General features: G+C 61.2%; 24 protein-coding genes. 1 reads left to right on the forward strand and 23 read right to left on the reverse strand.

Annotated features, from left to right (window positions below):
• Window positions 1–41: 41 nt before the first annotated feature.
• The 20 genes from PQR42_RS40260 to PQR42_RS40355 form a co-directional block, all read right to left on the reverse strand.
• Window positions 42–1,715 (reverse strand): LPD7 domain-containing protein, encoded by a 1,674-nt coding sequence (locus PQR42_RS40260; RefSeq protein ID WP_408495321.1) that lies wholly within the window; start codon window positions 1,713–1,715, stop codon window positions 42–44.
• Window positions 1,712–3,493 carry a type IV secretory system conjugative DNA transfer family protein gene (locus tag PQR42_RS40265; RefSeq protein ID WP_408495323.1) on the reverse strand — a complete coding sequence of 594 codons (1,782 nt, stop codon included), beginning with the start codon at window positions 3,491–3,493 and terminating at the stop codon, window positions 1,712–1,714. The genes PQR42_RS40260 and PQR42_RS40265 overlap by 4 nt, the downstream gene beginning before the upstream one ends.
• A gap of 2 nt (window positions 3,494–3,495) precedes the next feature.
• Window positions 3,496–3,852 carry a hypothetical protein gene (locus PQR42_RS40270; protein WP_408495325.1) on the reverse strand — a complete coding sequence of 119 codons (357 nt, stop codon included), beginning with the start codon at window positions 3,850–3,852 and terminating at the stop codon, window positions 3,496–3,498.
• Between the two features lie 9 nt (window positions 3,853–3,861).
• Window positions 3,862–4,422, reverse strand: coding sequence for a hypothetical protein (locus tag PQR42_RS40275; RefSeq protein WP_408495327.1), 561 nt, complete (start codon window positions 4,420–4,422; stop codon window positions 3,862–3,864).
• Entirely contained in the window at window positions 4,419–4,709 is a 291-nt protein-coding gene (locus PQR42_RS40280) for a hypothetical protein (protein WP_408495328.1), read from the reverse strand. Before PQR42_RS40280 ends, PQR42_RS40275 begins: the two co-directional genes overlap by 4 nt.
• Window positions 4,706–4,933 carry a DUF3717 domain-containing protein gene (locus tag PQR42_RS40285; RefSeq protein ID WP_408495330.1) on the reverse strand — a complete coding sequence of 76 codons (228 nt, stop codon included), beginning with the start codon at window positions 4,931–4,933 and terminating at the stop codon, window positions 4,706–4,708. The genes PQR42_RS40280 and PQR42_RS40285 overlap by 4 nt, the downstream gene beginning before the upstream one ends.
• Window positions 4,930–5,193 (reverse strand): hypothetical protein, encoded by a 264-nt coding sequence (locus PQR42_RS40290; protein ID WP_408495332.1) that lies wholly within the window; start codon window positions 5,191–5,193, stop codon window positions 4,930–4,932. The genes PQR42_RS40285 and PQR42_RS40290 overlap by 4 nt, the downstream gene beginning before the upstream one ends.
• Entirely contained in the window at window positions 5,190–6,227 is a 1,038-nt protein-coding gene (gene virB11, locus PQR42_RS40295; RefSeq protein WP_408495334.1) for a P-type DNA transfer ATPase VirB11, read from the reverse strand. Before virB11 ends, PQR42_RS40290 begins: the two co-directional genes overlap by 4 nt.
• A 54-nt stretch (window positions 6,228–6,281) precedes the next feature.
• Window positions 6,282–6,944, reverse strand: a complete 663-nt coding sequence (locus PQR42_RS40300; RefSeq protein ID WP_408495336.1) for a hypothetical protein — start codon at window positions 6,942–6,944, stop codon at window positions 6,282–6,284.
• 11 nt (window positions 6,945–6,955) lie between these two features.
• The gene (locus PQR42_RS40305; protein ID WP_408495338.1) at window positions 6,956–8,308 is read right to left on the reverse strand and encodes a TrbI/VirB10 family protein; all 1,353 of its coding nucleotides are present in this window, start codon (window positions 8,306–8,308) and stop codon (window positions 6,956–6,958) included.
• 18 nt (window positions 8,309–8,326) lie between these two features.
• A complete protein-coding gene (locus PQR42_RS40310; RefSeq protein ID WP_507028579.1) occupies window positions 8,327–9,238 on the reverse strand; it encodes a TrbG/VirB9 family P-type conjugative transfer protein in 912 nt (303 codons plus the stop codon).
• Window positions 9,235–10,077 (reverse strand): VirB8 family type IV secretion system protein, encoded by an 843-nt coding sequence (locus PQR42_RS40315; RefSeq protein ID WP_408495378.1) that lies wholly within the window; start codon window positions 10,075–10,077, stop codon window positions 9,235–9,237. Before PQR42_RS40315 ends, PQR42_RS40310 begins: the two co-directional genes overlap by 4 nt.
• A gap of 8 nt (window positions 10,078–10,085) precedes the next feature.
• The gene (locus PQR42_RS40320; RefSeq protein ID WP_408495382.1) at window positions 10,086–10,229 is read right to left on the reverse strand and encodes a hypothetical protein; all 144 of its coding nucleotides are present in this window, start codon (window positions 10,227–10,229) and stop codon (window positions 10,086–10,088) included.
• A 149-nt stretch (window positions 10,230–10,378) separates the two neighbouring features.
• Window positions 10,379–11,251, reverse strand: coding sequence for a TrbL/VirB6 family protein (locus PQR42_RS40325; RefSeq protein ID WP_408495380.1), 873 nt, complete (start codon window positions 11,249–11,251; stop codon window positions 10,379–10,381).
• Window positions 11,252–11,320: 69 nt separating this feature from the next.
• A complete protein-coding gene (locus PQR42_RS40330; RefSeq protein ID WP_097397545.1) occupies window positions 11,321–11,566 on the reverse strand; it encodes a hypothetical protein in 246 nt (81 codons plus the stop codon).
• Window positions 11,556–12,329: a TrbJ/VirB5 family protein gene (locus PQR42_RS40335; RefSeq protein ID WP_408495340.1), complete on the reverse strand. Its 774-nt coding sequence runs from the start codon at window positions 12,327–12,329 to the stop codon at window positions 11,556–11,558. Before PQR42_RS40335 ends, PQR42_RS40330 begins: the two co-directional genes overlap by 11 nt.
• A gap of 25 nt (window positions 12,330–12,354) precedes the next feature.
• On the reverse strand, window positions 12,355–14,874 hold the full coding sequence (locus PQR42_RS40340; protein WP_408495342.1) for a VirB4 family type IV secretion system protein: 2,520 nt from the start codon (window positions 14,872–14,874) through the stop codon (window positions 12,355–12,357).
• A 50-nt stretch (window positions 14,875–14,924) separates the two neighbouring features.
• Window positions 14,925–15,362, reverse strand: coding sequence for a VirB3 family type IV secretion system protein (locus PQR42_RS40345; RefSeq protein WP_115783676.1), 438 nt, complete (start codon window positions 15,360–15,362; stop codon window positions 14,925–14,927).
• A gap of 7 nt (window positions 15,363–15,369) precedes the next feature.
• Window positions 15,370–15,633, reverse strand: a complete 264-nt coding sequence (locus PQR42_RS40350) for a hypothetical protein (protein WP_408214857.1) — start codon at window positions 15,631–15,633, stop codon at window positions 15,370–15,372.
• Window positions 15,634–15,785: 152 nt separating this feature from the next.
• Entirely contained in the window at window positions 15,786–16,445 is a 660-nt protein-coding gene (locus tag PQR42_RS40355; protein WP_408495344.1) for a lytic transglycosylase domain-containing protein, read from the reverse strand.
• A gap of 524 nt (window positions 16,446–16,969) precedes the next feature.
• Between PQR42_RS40355 and PQR42_RS40360 the strand changes: the two genes are divergently transcribed.
• Complete coding sequence (locus PQR42_RS40360; protein ID WP_408495346.1) at window positions 16,970–17,257, forward strand: Arc family DNA-binding protein; 288 nt, start codon at window positions 16,970–16,972, stop codon at window positions 17,255–17,257.
• 71 nt (window positions 17,258–17,328) lie between these two features.
• On the opposite strand, the gene PQR42_RS40365 is transcribed toward PQR42_RS40360, so the two are convergent.
• From PQR42_RS40365 to PQR42_RS40375, 3 genes are read right to left on the reverse strand one after another with little or no spacing between them, the layout of a single operon-like run.
• On the reverse strand, window positions 17,329–18,321 hold the full coding sequence (locus PQR42_RS40365) for a fatty acid desaturase (RefSeq protein ID WP_408495348.1): 993 nt from the start codon (window positions 18,319–18,321) through the stop codon (window positions 17,329–17,331).
• Window positions 18,287–19,006 carry an autoinducer binding domain-containing protein gene (locus PQR42_RS40370; RefSeq protein ID WP_408495350.1) on the reverse strand — a complete coding sequence of 240 codons (720 nt, stop codon included), beginning with the start codon at window positions 19,004–19,006 and terminating at the stop codon, window positions 18,287–18,289. Before PQR42_RS40370 ends, PQR42_RS40365 begins: the two co-directional genes overlap by 35 nt.
• Window positions 19,007–19,020: 14 nt before the next feature.
• Complete coding sequence (locus tag PQR42_RS40375) at window positions 19,021–19,284, reverse strand: hypothetical protein (protein WP_408495352.1); 264 nt, start codon at window positions 19,282–19,284, stop codon at window positions 19,021–19,023.
• Window positions 19,285–19,573 lie beyond the last annotated feature (289 nt).

A 19,573-nucleotide genomic window follows, 5' to 3' on the forward strand; every position in this document is an offset into this window, starting at 1 on the left:
GGTCGCGAGGCGATCGCGGCCGCCCGGCGTTGTCCGCCGCCTTATGGTTCCATTTCGAGCGTCGGCCCATCGTGTCCGGCGGTCTGCGACTGCGGGTCCTGTCCGCGCTCCAGCGTCGCCTGATGACTGGTCTGCTGTGCAGCGTGAGTTTGGCCCCGTTGCTCCCGCTCGACCTGCTTGCGTACGGCCTCGATCGTTGCTTCGCTTACCTGGGGCATGGGCACGTCCAGTGGCCGGTTAGCTGCGCGCGCCTCGGCCACGGCGCTTTCGAACTCCCCCATCAGCTTCTCCTGCTGCTGCTCCGGCAGACCCTTGATCTCGTCACGCAGCACCTCGCGCGCGGCCTGCGCCTTGATGCGCTCGCGTGCCTCATCGAGCGTCTTCTGCTGTTCCTTCGAGTATTTCCAGTCTCCGCTCAGGAACCGCTCGCGTGCCTCATTGATCTGTCGGCGCTCATCGGCGTCGCGGCGCGCGCTGGCCAGCGCTTCGCGCTGCTCGCGCGTGGGCAGGCCCGGCACATCGGGCGAGAACACCAGCCATTCGTTACGTCGGCTCTCGACTGACTTTGGCGCGAGTTCGGTACCCTTCTCGTCGAACTGGCGCTGCTGCGCTGTTACCGTCTTGCTGCCGCCCTTTTCCAGCTCGATCCGCTGACCGGGCTGCACACCGCTTTCGACGATCGCGCGCTCGATGTCCAGTCCCCAGACGGTGTGCTCGCCATCCTCTGTCCGCACCGTCGCGTAGTAGCTGTCGTTCTGCTTTTCATCGTGGTTGAACGGGGCAGGACCGTGCGCCACCAGCACCCCCGCCGTGACACCGGCCGGCGTTGGCACGCTCTGAACGGGGCTCGCCGGCGCAGCTGCAGACGGTTGCGGGGCGGTCGTCGGTTTATCTCTGGGCGCGGAGTTTTCACGTCCCGGAGTGGCCGGTTTCGCCGACACCGGCGCGGCGGGTTTTTGCCCCACTGCGTCTGCTGCCTCCATCTCATTCGTGCGCGCCTTGTCCGTATTATTGGATTTGTCACCGGCCCCGATGCGCATCGCCTCGCGCGCAGCGGTCAGTACTGCCCGATCCTGCACACCAGGCTTGAAGCCACGCGTCGGCACGCCAGCGAGTTCGGCGGCGATCCACGCCTGCCGTCGAAACTCTTCGCTGCCCTTAAGCTGCAGCTCACTCCAGTTTTTCGCCTTCGCGACTTCGACCATGTGTGCGATCACGTCGCGGTCCTCGCTGGCCGTCGACAGCGAGCGGCCCTTGTCCTCGAAGTGCACCGTCGCGCTTTTGCGATCCAGAAACTTGCCTTCATGCGCGACATACTGGTTAGTGACCGACTTCGGCACGTCATAGCCAGTCTTCTCGAAAACCGGTTTCGGGCGGATGGTGTTCTCCGGCCCATCGCCCTTCTTCCCGAGTGGCTTGCCGGTGCCGGCGGCCGGCTTCACCGACTCGTCGGTGGCTGTGCTGGTCGCTGCGTTGGGCAATGGGTCGCGCTTGAGAAGCTTCTCGACCTGCTCCCGATCGGCCGCACGGATCTTCTTCAGGCGCTCTTCGGTTGCGTCATCGACCGGCGCTTCCGGACTGCCGGGCACGGCGCCCGCGTCTGGCTCGTTCGCCGGCGGCGTGACGCGCGCGTGGATGGTCGACGCATCGTCGGCGTTTGCCGCGTCGCGTTCGCGGTAGTCGATCCGGTCGGCGGGAAATTCGATCTCGTTCATACGGTCACTCCTTGCGGTTCAGGGTGTGATTGAGGTGCTGCGGTCTGCGCCGACACGGCGGCCGCCGCGTCCGGCAGGACTTCTCGCAGGTAAGGCATCAACTGGAATAGTGATGCGCGGATGCTGTTGCGGTTGGCCAGGTGGACAGGCGCGAGTACTCCAATCTCGTGCTCCCGGACGTCGCGCGCCTGACCGGCTGTCTGCCTGGCTGCGTCCGACGCCGCCGCGGCCTGCTGCGCGCGGCGCGCCGCGTTCTGCGTCTGCCACCACTGCTCGACGTCGATCTTTGGCACAGGTGCGCACAGCTCGCGCTCGACGAACGCGGCATGTTTCATCTGTACTTCATTGGGAAACTTCGGACCGAAACCGAACCAGGCACGCTGGCGATTGGTTTTTTCCAGCTTCGCCATTACACCCCGCAGGTAAGGGCTCTGCCGCACGAGCCGGTCGACGAGCTCGGCGTCTTCATAGAAAAACGCCTTCTCGCACAGGATCGGCTCGCACCCCTCGATCGTGATGATCTGTTTGTTGTGCTTCAGCGCCCGCAGCTCCTGCGGCATCATCAGTGCCCTGCCGTGTTCCGACTCATTGGTGCTCGTCGACGAACTCCGCCCGCGACTGCGGTTACGCGAGCGCGCCATGTACGTGAAGGTCCCCAGCATCTTCGAGTACTCTTCCGATTCCTTGACCGTACGCGGCGCATACAGGCTGCGCATCTTGCAGTTGATCGCCAGCGTTTCGGCGCCGTGCTTGCCGTACAGCTTCGGATCCTCGATCTGGGACATGCCCTGAAAGATCAGCATCAGCCGGAGGTTGTAGCCAGCAATGAACGGGTTGGCAGTATCGATGATGTCGATCTTGCCGGGCGCTGCAAACTCGTCCAGGATCAGCGCGCACTGGTATTTGAGCGCAGGATTCTCGGCAGGCAGCTCGCGCGTGTTCAGGTCGATCAGCTGCGAGAAAAAGAGATTGACCAGCAGCGCGCCGGCCTTCAGGTCGCCCGGCTTGATGCCCACATAGATCGACATGCGCTTTTTGCGCACATCGGCCAGATCGAAGTCCGAGCGGCTGGTTGCCGCGTCGACCACCGGATTGCTGAAGACGTTCAGCGGCGCGGTCATCGTCGATACGATGTTCGCGAACGCTTCCTTCGACTGCGACAGGAAGCGGTTCAGCGCATCGAGACATTCGAAGGTGAGCGCCGGCAGCCCGTCAGTCGCATGCGCTGCATCGGCACGCGTGCTGACGATCGACGAGACGTGTTCACGGATCGCCCTGCCCTTGCCGGAGGCCTGCCGCAGCACCTCGCCGAACGTGCACGGCAGCGAGGGCGTTTCCAGCAGGTACAGCACAAGCCCGATGAACAGGTTGCGGGCGTTGTCGTTCCAGTACTTCAGGCGCGCGTCGACGTTGGACGGATACAGGTGTTCGCCGATCGTCATCACGTCGCCAACGCGCGCATAGGCGGGGCGGCTGGCGATGTACTCGAGCGGGTTGTACGCGTGCGAGCGGCCGTCTTCCGAGAAAGGCGCCCACAGGTAGGTTTCGTGGCCGCATGCCCGTCGGTAGCCGGACGTATAGTGGTAGTTCTCTTCCTTGATGTCCTCGACCACGACCGAATCGGGATAGGTGAGAAGATTCGGGATCACAAGCGACGTGCCCTTGCCGGAGCGGGTGCCCGCAGCCGTCATCAGGAAATCCTGGCCGTAATACTTCAGGTATTCACCTTTGTACTTGCCGACAATGAACGGCGGATACAGATGTTGTGCAGTGGTCATGGTTATTTCCTCTCCAGCAGACCGGCTTTCACAATGTCGTTACGGGTTGCGAACCGGGCCTCGCCAAACTGGGCGAGGCGCTTGCGGCCCGACACGAGCGCCATCGTGATCACGACCACTGGCAGGCCGGTGATGACCACCGACAGCAGCGTGCACACCTTGAGCGCGCGCACCACCGCAGGCACGTCACCGTAGGCATGCCAGTAGTCGTACAGCGTGAACATGCCCGCGCTGCCCTCCGGCAGCTTCTGCATCTTCGCGAAAAGCTGGCCGCCGGCGAACTGGCCGAGGAACGCGAAGCCGCACAGGATCAGCAGGAAGACCACCACGGGAATCAGAATTCGAAGCGGTTTCGGCATGGTCGGTCCTCAGTGGGTGGCTGCATCGCTATTGACCTCAAATTCGGCCGCGTCAAATCCGACGATCGGCTTCGCAGGGAACCCGCCGGCCTGATCGGCGGCCGCGATCAGCACATGCAGGCCTGCGGCCGTCTCGTCGTCACTGTGTTCGAGTACGCGCTGCGCGGCGCGAAGGACCGGCATGCGGGCACGCAGGCGCTCGGCGCTCGCATAGGCATGGCGTGCGAAATTGAGCGGTCTGTCAGCAAGGAGCCGGTCCAGCACCGCGCGATCGTCCTCTCCGAAGGTGAACGTCAGCGGCGGCTGGCCGGTCTCGCCCACCGTCTGGCTGTTCTGCCAGGTTGTTTCCGGCGTCATGCGCTCGGCGAGCACGTTCAGCCGCAGCCCGATTTCCAGCACCGTGCGTCGAGGGACCGAAAAATTAGCGGCGACACGGCCGCCCGGTTTGCCACTCGCCTTAACGTCGCGCACCGCGAACGTCACGTGATCCGGGTAATCCGGCACATAACCGTTGCCGTCCTCGATGCAGATCCACTTTTCGCCAATGCGGAATTTCGGATGCGTTGTCATGCGGCCATCTCCTGTTGTTGCAGATGCGCGGTGAGGTCGCGATGCAGGCGCATCGCGTCGCGCACGTGATCGTTGGGTCCGTGGAACTGGTTGCTGTTGGCCGCCGTACAGCAATCGATCGGCTCCCACAGCAGGTAGCGCCACTCGTCATAGACTGAGTACCGCGCGATCGTCCAGCCCGACGGGTGGACCAGCGCAAAGTCGCCGGACGGTCGCCATTTGCACTGGCTGTCATCGTTCGCGTCCGCCGCATCGGCAATCGCGGGAACCGGAAGATCTGCCTTCATTGCGGGAACTCTCCGGGTGGATCGGCGGACAGGATCCGCAGGGCGTCGCGCTGCGCGTCGTCCAGCCCGGCATCGGTGATAGCCACGCAGCCGTGCACGATCACGGCGCCGTAGAGCCGCGCCAGCGCGCGGGCCTCTGTACTGGCCGCAAATGCTTCGTCGGACGGCGAGCGCATGCGCCATCCCTCGATCGCCGCCTCGATATCGCTGATCGCGAAGTTCATACATGGTCCTCCCTGCGTACGAGCCAGTGCGCCGTGAAACCGCGCGCCCACGACGCGGCGTAGACAAAGCACAGCGCGAGCACGCCGTACTGATGCGCTCGCCACGCCATGTCGCACCAGAACGGTTGCGCGGCCAGCCCGAAGATGCAGGCCCAGCGCCGCCAGTGCGCACGCCTGTCCTGCGACAGAAACACGGCGAGCGCACCGCACAGGCTGATCGCGATCTGTTCGATCATCTGGGCCGCGGCATCGGCGCTCATGAGACACAACCCAGCAGTTGAGCCTTGCCGATCGGGTCGTACCAGAGCTCGGTGAGCCGTTTGTTGCGCATGAAGAGAACCAGATCAACCGTTACGCGAACCTGTTCCAAGATGAATTGCCAGTCGAGCGTCTGGCCGACCGCGCTCTGCTTGACCAGCGTCGCGATGCGCGAATGTGCCGAGCGCGCATCGTTGCAATGCACTGTTGTGATACCGCCGGGCGTGCCGGTGTTCAGCAGCGTCATGTAGTCCCACGTCTCGTCGCCACGCAGCTCGGCGAGGAAAACGCGGTCAAACTTCATGCGCAACGTGGAGCGCACCAGTTCCTTCGCCGGCAGCGTGTCGCTGAAGAACATGTGTACGCGGTTCGGGTGGTTCGGCAGCGACAGTTCCGACGTGTCCTCGATCGTGCCGATCCGCTCGTCGGACGGCACGAGGTCTGAGAGCGCCTTGTTCAGCGTGGTCTTGCCGGAGCCGGTGCCGCCGGCGAGCACAATGTTCAACCGGTTGGCAACCGCAAGCTCGAGCATGCGCGTGACGTTGCGCTGACCTTTCGCCGCGAGCATCTCGAGCTCGAACGGCTGCAGGTCCAGCGACTGGGACATGTCGCGGCGCGGCGACACGTCCCGATAGCCCTCGAACCAGCCGTTGCGCTCGTACTCGGCGACCGAGAAGCGCACGTCTGACGGGATCCGGATCGTTATGGATATCGTGTCCTGCTCGCAGGCCGGCTGCATCAGCACGTGTCCACGTTGGCCCTCGGGCAGGACCACCGGATGAATCGGCTCCTTTGTCGAGAACTTGCCGCCCTTCATCACCGTCAGCGCGTTGGCGAGCTTGAAGCACGCATCGAGCGAGCAGGCCGGTGCATCGTGCCGTCGCCATCCGGCACTGCCCTGTGTCCAGATCTCACCGGGACGGTTGATCGCAACTTCGGTGAGGCTTCCGTCGAAGAAGTTCGAGATGCCCATCTGTTTGAGAAAGCTGCGGGCGATCGTGCCCTTCTCGATCACATCGATTACGACTGCGCTCATTCGCACTCCTTTCTGGTTTAGGGTCACATCCGTTAATCAAAGTGCCGCGCAGGTTCAGCGAGGCGTGGTGCCCGAATCCTGCGGCTCGATCTGCACTGAGACGCGATACGGGCGTCGATCGTCCGGCACGCTGCTGGCGAGTTCCCGAAGGGTTTGCGCCGGCGACGTGGAAACCACGGTCGCGCTCAAAGGCACGGCCGGCCGGGTCAGTTTCCAGGCCGCACCGCCGATCACCACAGCTGCGCATAGCCCCGTTACAAGCCAGATGCGCAATATGCGTGGCGTCTGGTGATCGTGAATCGCTGGGGTTTCGATGGGTTGACGGTTAGTTGCGTGCACGTCCATTGCGTGAGCGGCCGCGCGATTGACCAGTTCATCGAGCGATGGCAAGGCGCTGTCGCCCCATTCCGAGATCGTCAGCCCGATACGCGCCCCGACATTACGGAGCAGGTTGCGTCGCAGCGGCGCTGACATGTCGTCGATCCAGCACCCATCGAGCGCCATGCAATCCTCGAACGCGTGCTCGTCGGCAATCTGACGCAGTGGCAAGGCATCGGGAACCTCGCGCGCACGCCGTGCATCGACCCGCTCGGCCAGCTGGCGGACCGTGTTGCCGTAGAAACAGAAACGCAGAGCGTTGCGTAGTTTGGTCTCGAACATGTCGCGATCGAGACCATGCAACGGGAAGTCGTTCGGGTAGCTGATCTTCAGGTTCATGGGTCCGCTCCTCATTGCTGCCCGTTCTGGCCAACAGGGTTGCCCTGCGCGTCGACGTTCTCGTACACGCCGGTCAGGTCAATATCGCGCGCCACAAAGATATTGATTACAGAGCCCTGGTTTGAATAAGCCGTCGGCGGAATGTTGATGGTGTTACGCAGCGTCTCCGCGGCCACATCCTGTGTGGCGTTCGAACTGTTGGAGAACGTGATCTGCTGGCCAGACCCGGTTGCCTTGTTCGCCAGCGCCTGGCCGAAGTCGCCAATCAGGCTGACCATCAGCGCGCCCTTGAACCGCAGCCAGAAGTGCTCGTCGACATAGGCTGGGATACCGGCGGCACCCAGCGGATCGGTCGCTGGCGAGTTCAGCGGAATGTGTACGTCGCCGTCGTCGATCTCGTCCCAGATCGCGCCGATCACGCCCTGCCCCTGGATCACCGCATCGCGCTGCTCGCCCTTCGCCATCGCACCCTTGCGAACGAGCAGCGTCGTGCCATCGTCGGACCAAACGTCCTGCGCGATCGGGCACCCAATCAGGCCCGGCCGGTCGGTACGGATCGCCGTCGACTGACCACAGCGGATCATCGTGTTGCGACTGAGCAGGTAATGCCGTTTCGGCCGGAACGAGGCCTGCATCGGCTGCAGCTTTGACGGCTGCAAGGACTGGTCGATCGCGGAGCCCTTGCCGTCGCCCGCGTCCGCCTTGCTGGTTGAGCTGGGCGCACCGCCTGCACTGCCGCCGCGCAGCGCTGACAGACCCATCGACTTCGCCAGACCAGCCAGACCAGACGCATCATGGCCGCTGGCCCCGGCGTTGCCGCCGCCGGTGTTGCCACCGCTGTCACCTGCAGTTTCATTTGATGCTACGGGACCATCGTTGCTCTGGCCGGAATCGTTGTTGCCGCTCGCGACGAGCACGCTGCCCTGCAGGCGGCGCTCGGCCGGCGTGAGCGGCCGCGGCTGGTTGCTCACGGCCACCGCCTGTCCGTTCGTCGGCGATGCCGCGCCAGCCGGCGTCGCGAGGTGGGAATTCGCGGCAGCGGCGGTCGCAGCCTCCGACGCTGCACGGGCCTGATCTTCCGCGCGCTTGATACGGTCCTTCTGCGTCTCCAGATCCGCACCGGCGTCACTCGCGCCACTGTCTTTCGGTTTTGTCAGCGCCGCCTGTTTCGCGTCCTGATGCTGCTGGAACAGGCGCTGCAGATAGATCGTGACGCCCGATGCACCCAGCGCAATAACGGCGAGCGCAACCAGCACCAGACGCAGCTTGCCCACACGCGTTTTCCGACGGCCCGGCAGGTCGAGCGAAGGCTGCGGGCCGACGTCGGTCGACGCCGCATGTTCCATTTCGTTTCGTTCAGTCATACCCTGTTCGCTCCCTGATCAGTTCGTCGACGCATCGGTATGGTCACGCGCGACGCGCGCGCTGCCCGGTACCGACGAGCCCGCACGGTTGTAATGACCATCAGGCGAATAGCCGTCGTTGCGGATACCCAGCACCGACTGACCGTAGCGGATGACAAACGACTTCGACACTTCGTGCACGACGACCGTATCGCCCTCCATATGAAAGTTCGCCGTCGCCTCGCCACCGTCGGGAAGCTTCGTGAAGATCGTCGGCAGGTCACGCGCGGTTGAGTACTTGAAGTACGTGAATCGGCCGTCGTCCCAAAGCGCAGTCGGTGCGAGTGCGTCGTCGCCGCGCATCATGTACTGGATATTGGCCGCAGGAACCGACGCCACAGGCGTGGATTTCGCAACGCCAACGCTGTTCGCGATCGATGCTGGAACCGCTGGTCCATTGCCCTGCTGACCGCCCAGCGCTGCGCTAACCGCTTCCTGCCGGTGCAGCTGCGCGCTCGCCGCCTTGGCACGCGTGTCCGGATAGTCGAAACGCAGTATCCATGTCGCCGGCTGTGCGGCCGACACGTCAACAAGCGAGAGCGGATAGGTGCGCCGGTTGGTGACCAGCAGAAGATTGGTTTCCGGCTGCGGCGCACCCGGTTTCAGCATCGCGCCACTGTCGTTGATGGCCACGTGCCAGGCCCTGCCGTCTCCGATGCCCTCACCGCTGTTGATGATGTGTTCGCCTGGCTCGAACTGGATCATCACCGCACGCCCCGGCATGGTCGCCACACGATAGGCCTGGTCCGGATCGTAAGTCGCGCACTGGATGTGCGGGTCTGAACCGCAGCTGCGCGGCGTTTCGAGCGCTCGCGCGTGGATCGGCGCCAACGCGAAGCTTAGTGCGACCGCCGCTGCGCCTGCTGACATCCGGATCGTTCGTCCTTTCATGCTCCACCTCCGGCTGCCGCAGGGTCCGACGCCGGCGCAGCATCGGCAGGCGCCCGGGTCCAGTCGCGCGTGACCTCGTAGCTGGTGCAGCGAAAACCGTCCGCGTTGAGATCCTGCTGGTCCTGCTTTTCCGGAACGTTCACACGCTCGAATGCGACCGTCGCAATCCAGTACGTCGGATCCGGACGCTTTACGGCCGCGTTGAGCCAAACCAGTTGCCGCGAGCAGAACACCTGTGCCGTCGTTCCCACGAAGGTGATCGAGCCGACGTGTGCAATGACCCGCGCCTGATCCTTCAGCAGCTTGAGTGGGCCCGCCGGGCCGCGCACGAACCCGTCATAGGCTTCCTTCTCGTGGTCGTCGCTCATGAACATCACCGCGGCGTGCGTGTCCGAAATCGTCTCCCAGTCGTAGCTCTCGCGCAGTTCGACGTAACGGTGCAGATCCGCGCGATCGGTCTTCTCGGAAAACGTAACGTGTCCGTTCGCGGTCGTCGGCAACACATCCACCTTCCCTGTCGTGTCGTTCACGCGCAGCACAGCCGGCGGGTTCGGCCGCTTTAGGAGTCCTAAAGCCACCATGCCAGAAACAGCGGCGAGAGCGATAACGCCCGATAACACCGAGCGCCGGTCCGCAATACGGGCCTTCTCTTCCGCTGCTTCGACCTTCGATTTTTCGAAGGCCTGTGCCTGTTTCAGGTACCAGCTGACCGCATCGCGCTCACCCGACTCAACACCGCTCACCGGCGCGTCTGCGCGCGCGGTCGACCCGGCCGAGCTTCCCTTACGTTTGCGCGCGTTCGCTCCCGACGCAAACCATTGCCTGATAGTCGATGCCATCCTGTTCCTCACTTCAGTTCCGTATGGCCCGATTGCTGGGCCAACGGCTGGTTGACGGGTACCCACTGACCAGTCGGCTCGGGTGGCTTTGGCGCCGAGCTGCACGCCTGCAGCGCGAAGGCCATCAGCAAAATAGCGACAGGATATTTCATGGTCTCCGTTTCTCCTTTGGATTGAGCAAAACAGGCGTATTGCGTGGCATCTAGTAAAACAGCTTGATCGATACCATCGCGCCGATCGTTGCCACCACCGCCGCGATCAGCCACCAACGCGCGATGGTTTTGAACAATCTGATCATTTTTTACGCCTCACTCAAGCTACCGCCAGTCTTCGGCGCTCCGCCGCCGCCCATTTTTCCAAGCGAGCCGGCAAATCTCGCGACGCTACCCAGCTTGCCCACCATCGTCGAGATACCGACACCGCCCGCTAGAGACGAAGCCAAACCCGGCAGGTTAAGCGAGATAACCCAGAAGGACAGCCCCATGATGTCCAGGTCAATGACCTGCGCGATAGAGGGGGATCCGTTCAGCGGTACCACACCCATCGCGAAATTGACTTCGAGTGCACATGCAGCCGCGAAGAGTGCGACCAGCAGGGTGTAGTTCATGCATTGACCGACCCAGTTCCAGAAGAACTGTCGCGATGGCGGGAAGAGCGCCGCTGAGATGAACAACGGACCGAGTGCGAGCAGAAGCCCAAGCGCAAACTTCGCCAGAATGATGTACGCAATGGCTATCGCCATGAACGGGCCACCGAAAATGATCATCAGCGCGATCGTCCAGATGGCCGCAATAACCTTCAGACCGGACGCCTGTGCATAAATCGCCTGCGCTGCGTTGATGTATGCATTGAGCAGGTTGTCGAGGCCGGACACCGGGTTGCTACCGTTGGTCAACGCGCCGGCCATCTGTTCGCCAAAACCATTGAAGAATGGAACGACGTACTCACTGTAGAACTGGATGTTCATCCCGCAGGTCAGGATGAGCGCCCACGTTGCCATGCGCATCAGGAAATCGTTGATCGGCTCGTCGTTGCGCCCCTGCCAGTACGTCCAGAGAATCAACAGGACATAGATGCTGAAGCAGGTGGCCATCAATGGCGAGATCAGCGCAATGATGTTGCTCGAACCGGTCGAGATCGTGTTCAAAACGTTCTTGTCGAACGAATTGGTCATTGAGGTGAAAAGCTGGACGTCTGCCACGGATATCTCCTGCTTCGTTCAGTGATTGATGGACGAGCCGGATTACTTCAGCCCGGCCGCGCGGGCTTCGGCATCGTCGCTTGCAGCGTTGATACCCTTCGCCTTACGCTCAGCGGCAAGCTTCTCGGGCGTCGTGCCGAGAAACGCCGCATCGAACTTCAGATCCTGCTGCTGCTGTTGTTCTTCCTGCAGGTTGTGCTGGTGACGATCCCACGCGAGGTATCCGAGATAGCCGGCGATCGCGACCAGCAAAGCGATGATTGAGCCTAGAAGTGTCTTATTGACCATTGGTTTTCCCCAGGAATGCGTTGTCGAATTCACGGTCGCGCTGCTGTTCGGCAAGCTGCAGCTCTGTTTTCTGCAACTGCGCGGTGAGCTGCAGGCGCGTCTGGTCATTTGTGACTATCGCCTCTTCCGCGGCCATCCGGTTCTGCAGATCAGCCTTTTGCGCCGGATCCTGCGTCAGGTTGGACTGCTGCATCAGCGCCTGGATGTTGTTCAGGCGCGCCATCGTCGCGCTGTACGCCTGCTCGTTCATCGCCTTGTTGGCCGCGAGCGTGTCGTAATAGCGCTGCTGACCGGGCGTGCCGGCGCCGGTCATGCTTTCCTGCTGCTCGATCGACCGCATCGACGAACTGATACCCGAGAGACCGCCGTTCTTCGCCTGGTCGTAAATGTTTTGCCACTGTTCCGGAAGGTAGTTACGCAGCGACGCATCGTTCATGATGTTGCCGAAACTGCTGTTGCCAGTCAGCGCACGGTACTGGTCTTCCTGATTCTGGATCTGCTGCCCCAGCTGCTCGACCTGCATCATCTGTTGCGCGAGCTCCGCCGGCGAGATGGTCGGCACACCCTGCGCGTGAGCCTGTGAAAACGCACACACGCACAACAACGCGACCAGACCGCGGCGAGGCCAAAGCGTAATTCCCCGCAGATAGGCAAAGACGCTCATGCCGGCGCGCGTTGATCGTGCCCGCAGCGCCTCTCGAAGGTTCCAGATCGCTGGGTCAACCGGCCGGCGCACGGCCGGATAGACATCGGTGCTGTTCATCGTTCCCTCCTTGGGTTGCAGCACATCAGGCAAAAACTTCGTCGTCAACCGGCTCATTAACCGGTGGATAAATCTGCGCAAGCTCGGCACGCTTGCGCGCGAGGCCCCGCTGCAGTTCTGCGGACCACAGACGCTCATCGGCGCCGTGCTTCGCCGCGAGCCGCGTGCGCAGCTTGCGTTCGAATACGCGGTACAGATGGACGGGCAGCCAGACGTCCGGATCGTCGCCAAACTCGGCGCGCACCCCGTCGGAGATCAGGGCGTTCTCGCGATCGCCAGAGAACACCGCAATCGCATCGTCCAGGCCGCTCAGGTCAAAGCTGGCGAAGGCCGACTGGTTGCCCTGCTTGATCAGGAATCGGCGCGACTGTGGCGTGAGTTTTTTGAATTCCTTGAACTCCTTGCGGGTCATGCCATCGCGCAGATAGGCCTCTTCTTCGGCCGCCGGATCGGCCAGCCAGATCTTCGTGGCGACCAGACTGCGCAGCGCGGGAAACAGGTCTGCCGCCCGCTGTGCCTGTTCCGGCTGTTGCGTGATCAGTCCCATGAATTCCCCTTCCTTACGCCCGCTCGCCAGCGTTTCCTCGATCTGCTCGCGGATCGTGCGAAAGCGCAGCGGCAGCCAGTACTCTTCGATCACCGTCAGCATCAGGGTGCCTTCCCGACGCATCAGTTTCTTGAGATGGAACAGGTAGGCAAATGCAGGCTCCGACGGCTGATAGTTCTCGACAAGAAACGCCTCAACATCGAACCCGATCCAGCGTTGCTCGCTCATGTTCAATGAGAGATTGGGCGGGTTATCGAACACCCACCAGAACCGGCCGCCCTCCGACTTGCACCAGATCGACAGACGTGCGCGCAGGCCGTCGTCGCCCTCGTCCGGAATGCTGTCCAGTAGCAGGCTGAAGCGGCGCAGCCGAACGTCATCGACCCCCATTACCGCATCGACGGCGATGCGGCAGTGAATCTTCTCGCCGGCCGTCAGGTCAATCTTGATTGGCTTACCCTGATGGTCGACACCGTTCTTGCGGCCGCACAGTTCGACGAGCCCGTACAGGAATTCGCGATTGTCTGGCGTGTCGGCGAGTTCGAACGGCGCCCACCCGGTCGGCTTGCCTTTCTCCAGATAGACATAGGCGCCACCCATCGCCCGGATGAACACTTCCCAGCCCCGCCCCTTGTCCAGCACGTACAGCATCGGATCGAAGCGGGACAGCATGCCGGTCGCCGCCACGATGACCGTAGACTTGCCGCTGCCCGTCGTGCCTTTCGCTTCAAAATGCCCGGCGACCTTCTCCGAAACGTTGATGTCCCCCAGCCGGCTCGCGTGCGAGCTGTAGTTGTACACGCCCGAATCCGAGCGAAACGGGATGACGGCTGACCCGTCACCGATCGGGTTACCTTCCGCCTTGCCTGACGAGTAGTCATGGCAGGTGTACATCGCCGCAAAATTGCGCGAGGACTGCACTTTCGGACGAGGTTTTCGAGCAGCGCCCGGGACCTGCGAGAAGTATGTGAACGGAGCAGACCCCGTCGCGGGCGACCATTCAACTCCACACTCGTTGCGTGAGCGCGACGCAAACCTGTCGGCGTTCTCCAGCGCCTCTTTCGCTGTTTCGCCGTAGATAACCGCCGCGCCGTGATACTCACCGAACGACAGCTCGCCCGTGTTCACGTAACCCTGAGCGTCACGTAGTTCCTTGACCTGATGCTTCGCCTTGTCACCGGCCGACTCCAGCTTGTTGATTACCGAGTCGATGGTCCGGTTTGACTCGAAGCCCGTCATACAGTTGAACGTATGCGTAATCGTGAATTCCATGTTCAACGTGATCAACGGGTCGAGCTGGCCCCAGCCCGGGTTCTCCGGGCAACTGCGAAGGTCGAGGCAGGTTGCAACGCGCCGGTACGCCGGCACGTCGCTTCCCGCGATCTCAAGCGTGTTGTAACCAAAATGCAGATGGCTCGATGGGATGACATCGGTGCCGGGTACCGCTGCGACCGGCAGATCACCGGTCTTGCCATTGATGAGATAACTGACGAGCCCATACAAAGGCGAGAACAGCATCTTCGTGCCGTTCATGTGCTTGCGCTCGTACACTTCAAGCAACTCGGCTTCATACTCGGCGAACTGCAGCAGCGCCTGTTGTGCGAGAGACCCGATTTCTTTCAGCCCGTCGTCGAACTCCTCGTATTTCAGGATCAGCGACAGGTAGTAGCGGTTCTCGAAGAACTTTTCGTCTCCGAAACGTCGTCCGATGTACTCGCGTACGAACCACTGCAGGAAGCGTTGTTTGAACCGGTACACGCGGTCAAAATTTACGCGCTGTCGCGTGAACGTTGCGTGATAGCCAAGGCGGCCACCCAGATCGCGACCCAGCTTGCTGTACGCTTCTGTATCACGATCGAACATGCGCTCCATCACGACATTCTCGTGCACTTCAAACGGCACGCCGCGCATGGCCAGCGTCACCATGAACCGGTTGCCCTCAAGGTGCTGTACGTGTTTCGTGACAGGATGCCGGTACTTCGGAATCCAGTCCTCCACGGCGCCGATCGCGCCGAGGATTTCGCTGGTGACGGCGGGTCTGCTCTGCATCAGGCCTCCGGATCGAGCTCACGCAGTCGGCGCTCACCCTTGGACAACGGTTTGAAAAAATCGCGGTAGACGCGGCGTTGCCGTCCGTATCGCAGCGGCGCGAGCGTAGCGGTATTGCCGAAGCGCGGGGCAGCTCGCCCGGCATTTAGCCGCGCGCGGACCCGCAGCTGCCAGAAGTAGAAGCGGCAACGCAATTCCAGCCACATGATCCGCAGGCCTTGGTCGTCGGTTTCGCAGATGTGCTTGAAATACAGCAGCACCGGAAAACCCAGGAAGACAAACAGCAGACCGCCTGGTCCGACGAAGAAGGAGATCAGCACGCCGACAAACATCGATGCGACGACGACAACCAGCATCGCCATATAGGGAACGCCCCAGATGGCCGCCGTGCGGCCAAGGCCGTTGAATCCGGGATAGCGGGTTTTTTCGTCCGACATGGCGTGCTCAGCTAAACATGTTCCACAGATACGGTGCGAGCACGCCGACCACCGAGCCCACCGCCGCCACCTTGCCGCACATCGTCACAAACTCGCTCCAGTGCGCGCGATCGGCCCAGCACTCCGCCCCTTTCCACATCAGCACGCAGGCCGCGACGACACCAAGGAACGAATAAAGCCAGATCTTGAAGGTGGTCGCGCCCTGCGTCGCCGAATCGAGCCCACCACCCGCGAATGCAAGTTCCGGACCGATTGCGATGCCGAGGGCCATCGTCTGGCGCATATGGGTTGCGATTCGCCGCATTGATATGCGATATGAATAACCTTTCAGTGGTACTAATTTTATGGTCGCGAGCTTCGTATTGCGATTCATGTCTTCTCCTTTCACGTGGTTGAGATCAGGCCGCGTCGTCGCGGCTCAAGTCAGTTGCAGTCGTTGTCACAAGCGGAATCGCCGAATGCATCCCATGACGGGTGCGGTGCGTCCTGCCGTTGTTTTGGGCCACTGCGGCGCGCGGAAGATGTTTTGGCATCGGGCGCTGCTGCGCGTGCTGGTCTGTCGGACTGACTGTCCATCACAACAGGAATCGCAGGAACGACATTGGTTGAACCTGCCGCCGTCTGAGCGTTGGCAACAACGCGCTGTACGTAGCTTGTACCGCCGGCGTCGGCTGTCTCCCCGCGCGTGAAATTGCCGCTGTAGTAGCAGCTGATCGCCGCACGCAATGCCGGTGTGCCCTGCCCCATTGCTGCGACCGCCCGCTGATAGCAGTCGTGCAGGATGGCGCTGCCCGCGCGGAGGTTTTCGCATGGGTCGAAGGCTGTTTCGTAGGTCAGTCCGTATCGGGCGAGGTTGGTCTTGTTGACCTGTCCAAGCCCCATGCTGAAGTTGATGCCTTGCGCTTCGAGGTCCTTCGCCGTCGCCACAGCTTCAGCACGATCATGCGGCTGCCGAACAAGGTGGCCGCCAACAACGCCAATCGCATACGGATTGAAGCCGGACTCGGTCTTCACGACCGCCTGCAGCGTCGTGGGGTGGACGTTCGGCGCGCATTGCTGGGCCAGTGAGTTGAAATCAAGCATGACTTCCCCCTTCGTCAGCTCGATCGTTGGCTGCGCCCGAACGATATAATGGCTTTGGCCATTGTCGACCTCTCAGGTTTCAACAACTGGTCAGGTCGGCGCCAATGCTCGCAACATCGACGCTGACCGCTTCTACTACCCGTACTTCCACGCCTGCCCTTCCCTGTCTGGCGTTCCCTCGCCAAGATCCGGCTCGCGCGATGCGAACCAATTTAATCTCCTTCTGACAGCTCCTCCTGTCGCGACGTTGGCGACGCGGGGGGCGCATCCGACGCGCACTCCTTGCAGACCGCCTCATCCTCCAGTTCGGCCCGACGAGTACGAAGCTCAACAACCAGCTGCGCATTTTTTGACCGTGCCTCCTGCTTTGCCCGATCGATGAGCCACTCATTTAGCTCTCGGGGGAGTCGACACTGCGAGCGAACGATGTCACCCGTTCCCTCTCCTCTGGTGCTTTATAGTCACTACTATGCAGTGACACATTGTCACTATATTCCGGCGCCAACGTAGTGTCAAATGTCACTATGAAAGACAGCTACCGCTCACAATTCCGGCTACCGTGGTCCCTCTACCACCAGTTGAACGAATCCGCCACGAAGAATCAGCGCTCACTCAACGCTGAGCTGGTCGCGCGTTTGGAGTCGACCTATCCCCAGCTAAACGTCCGCGACGATACCGATGTCGACGAATTGCGCGAAGCCGTCACGACGATGTCTCTCGCCGAGCTCATGACCCCAGACGAGATAACGATGTTCGCCGAACGCATGCTCGCTCTTGTCGCACGCAAGCGCACTACCAAGACAACACGGTAGTGACACTTTCCAACAGATGAGGTGACGAATTCAAGAGGCCCACTTAGCCTTGCGGCCGCCAGTGTTTTATGCTAGTCGCTTGTCTTTGGTAGCCTATGGTTCATGACCGAGAACCAGAGCGGTGGAATTAACGCCAGGCCAAACATGTGCAGATAGCCGCCAGGAAGCGCACTCCCGGTGTGAACCAGGCCATCATAGGCCTGCGTTTGCTCAAGATGATGGTGGGTGTGAAGCCCGTTATTTACGAATAGGCGATTGGACAACCAGAAATTGACGTCCCACGCAATCTGATGGCCCAGGTCGTCAGGACTACCACACAGGCCATAGTGCTGCAGGTAGCCAACCGCCTCCACGACGAAGACAGAGACTATGCCCTGCCCCGCGTAGAGGACCGCCCCACGCCACCCACCAAACCACGCGAAGAGACCCACGACCGCTACGCTGACCGGGACGATCTGCAGGAGCCGGCTTCCCCTCCAACTGCGGGCCTGGCTTAGCTCGTAAGCAATAGCGGATCTCAGCGCCGAAAAGAAGGAGCGGCCGACGTGACACCAAACCGACAGGCCAACATGGGCCGTTGAACCAAATTGCGGATCGCCGACATGCCCGTGGTGGAGTTGATGTACGACTCGGTAGTGAGGGTAACCAGCGACTGCTAGCGCTACGTCGGAGATCAACCTGGATACACGCCCGCCCCGATGCATTACCTCGTGAATGTGCGCCATCGCGAAAGCACTCACCACCCCGGAGGCAATAACGAGCCCGGCGAACTCCAGCGGCCTCGCGGTCATCGCTCTTTCGAGGGCAACAAGCACCGCGGCGCTCCACACGCAAATGTAAGTGACCGGGACTACAGGACCGCTCGGCGCCTGGCTCGCCTTCTGGTTTGTGACCTCCACGTCCCGCCCGATGAGCGCGTCAGCGGCAGGAACCACCGCAACCAAGAATAGCAAAAACAGCCAGGGGTGCCGGTAAAAGAAGAATGCCGTCGCGGTCGCTGGTAATAGCGTCGACAGCCAGAACCCGCCCTTATTGCTGCGCAAAGATGTCATTTTCTTCCGCAAACCGCACCGCCGCGGTAATGTGCGAAACGCCAATCTTTTCGTTGATCCGTTGGAACTGCCTGTAGACAGTCGTCGAAGACACCCTCAGCTCATCGGCGATCGCACCTGCATTGAAGCCAGATCTTACGAGTCCAATCAACTGCACGTCCTGTTGTGAAAGGCCACACTTTCTGATCGCATCTTCGCGCACTCCCCGCGATGACCAATCGAGGAGCTCCAACGCCAGGGCCCGGAAAAATGCCCTTCCCTCTCTGAGTTTCGGCTCACCTTCCTCGGGCTTCACGCTCGAGCCAAGGTAGAGAGCTCCAATCCGGCCTTTCTCGCTAGCGTGCGCAGGAATGAGGAACGTGCTGAGAAACCCGTGTTCCGCGGCAACCTCAAGCATCCGCTTTTGCCCAGCAGTCCGGACAGGCAACTCCGAGCCCAACACTGGCGCAGTGTTCGATCGTGCGTAATCGAGACAAGGGTCCGTCAGATACCATCGGTTCGCGTTGTACAGTTGGCACCATTCAGGGCGACAACCGATCAAGAATCGATGGGTGGAGCGACTGGCTGAATGATCGGTAGGATGCAACGAAACGAACACAAACCATTCCGCTCCCTTCGATCGAATTGCGTCGCTAACTAGCGGTATCAACTCCAATTCATCCGCTGCATTTATAACGGCATCAAAGCTCAGTTCCATTACGGTCGATCCATCTAGATTGCTTCACCAACCCCATCCGCCCAGACAATGTTTCGCACTTCCATATAAATTGCCCGCATCACCGAATGATGTGGGTCCGAAAGCGCGAACTTTTCAAACTCGCCTTTTGATGAAATCGGCATAATCTGAACCAGCATAAGTTCGTCACCCTGGATCAGATACCTTTCCGCAATGAAACCGCCTGGCACCTGATAGAGACGAATGCCCACCTGCTCGACATCGGCACTAACGGCTCGTTCATAGACAAGGTTCTTCATATTCCTCGCCTTCGATCTCGGGGCGATGTCCGCACGCACGACACGTCCGATTCTTGACTTCATGCTCAGACAGAGACGAAATCACATTGTCTGCCACGCATCTTTCGCACTCGAAGATCGATACGAAAAATTCCGCGCGGCAGACTTCGCACTTCATTTGATGGACTTCGTTTCCCTGCAAGACTTCCCATCCATCATCACCGTGATCGGCCCCACAAGAAGGGCACACAATGCTGATACAGTCGCTCATAGTTTCCAATCCAACAAATCATCTTCACTCCGGCGAATC

It is taken from the genome of Paraburkholderia sediminicola (genome assembly GCF_046027355.1).
GTDB classification, from domain to species: domain Bacteria; phylum Pseudomonadota; class Gammaproteobacteria; order Burkholderiales; family Burkholderiaceae; genus Paraburkholderia; species Paraburkholderia sediminicola_B.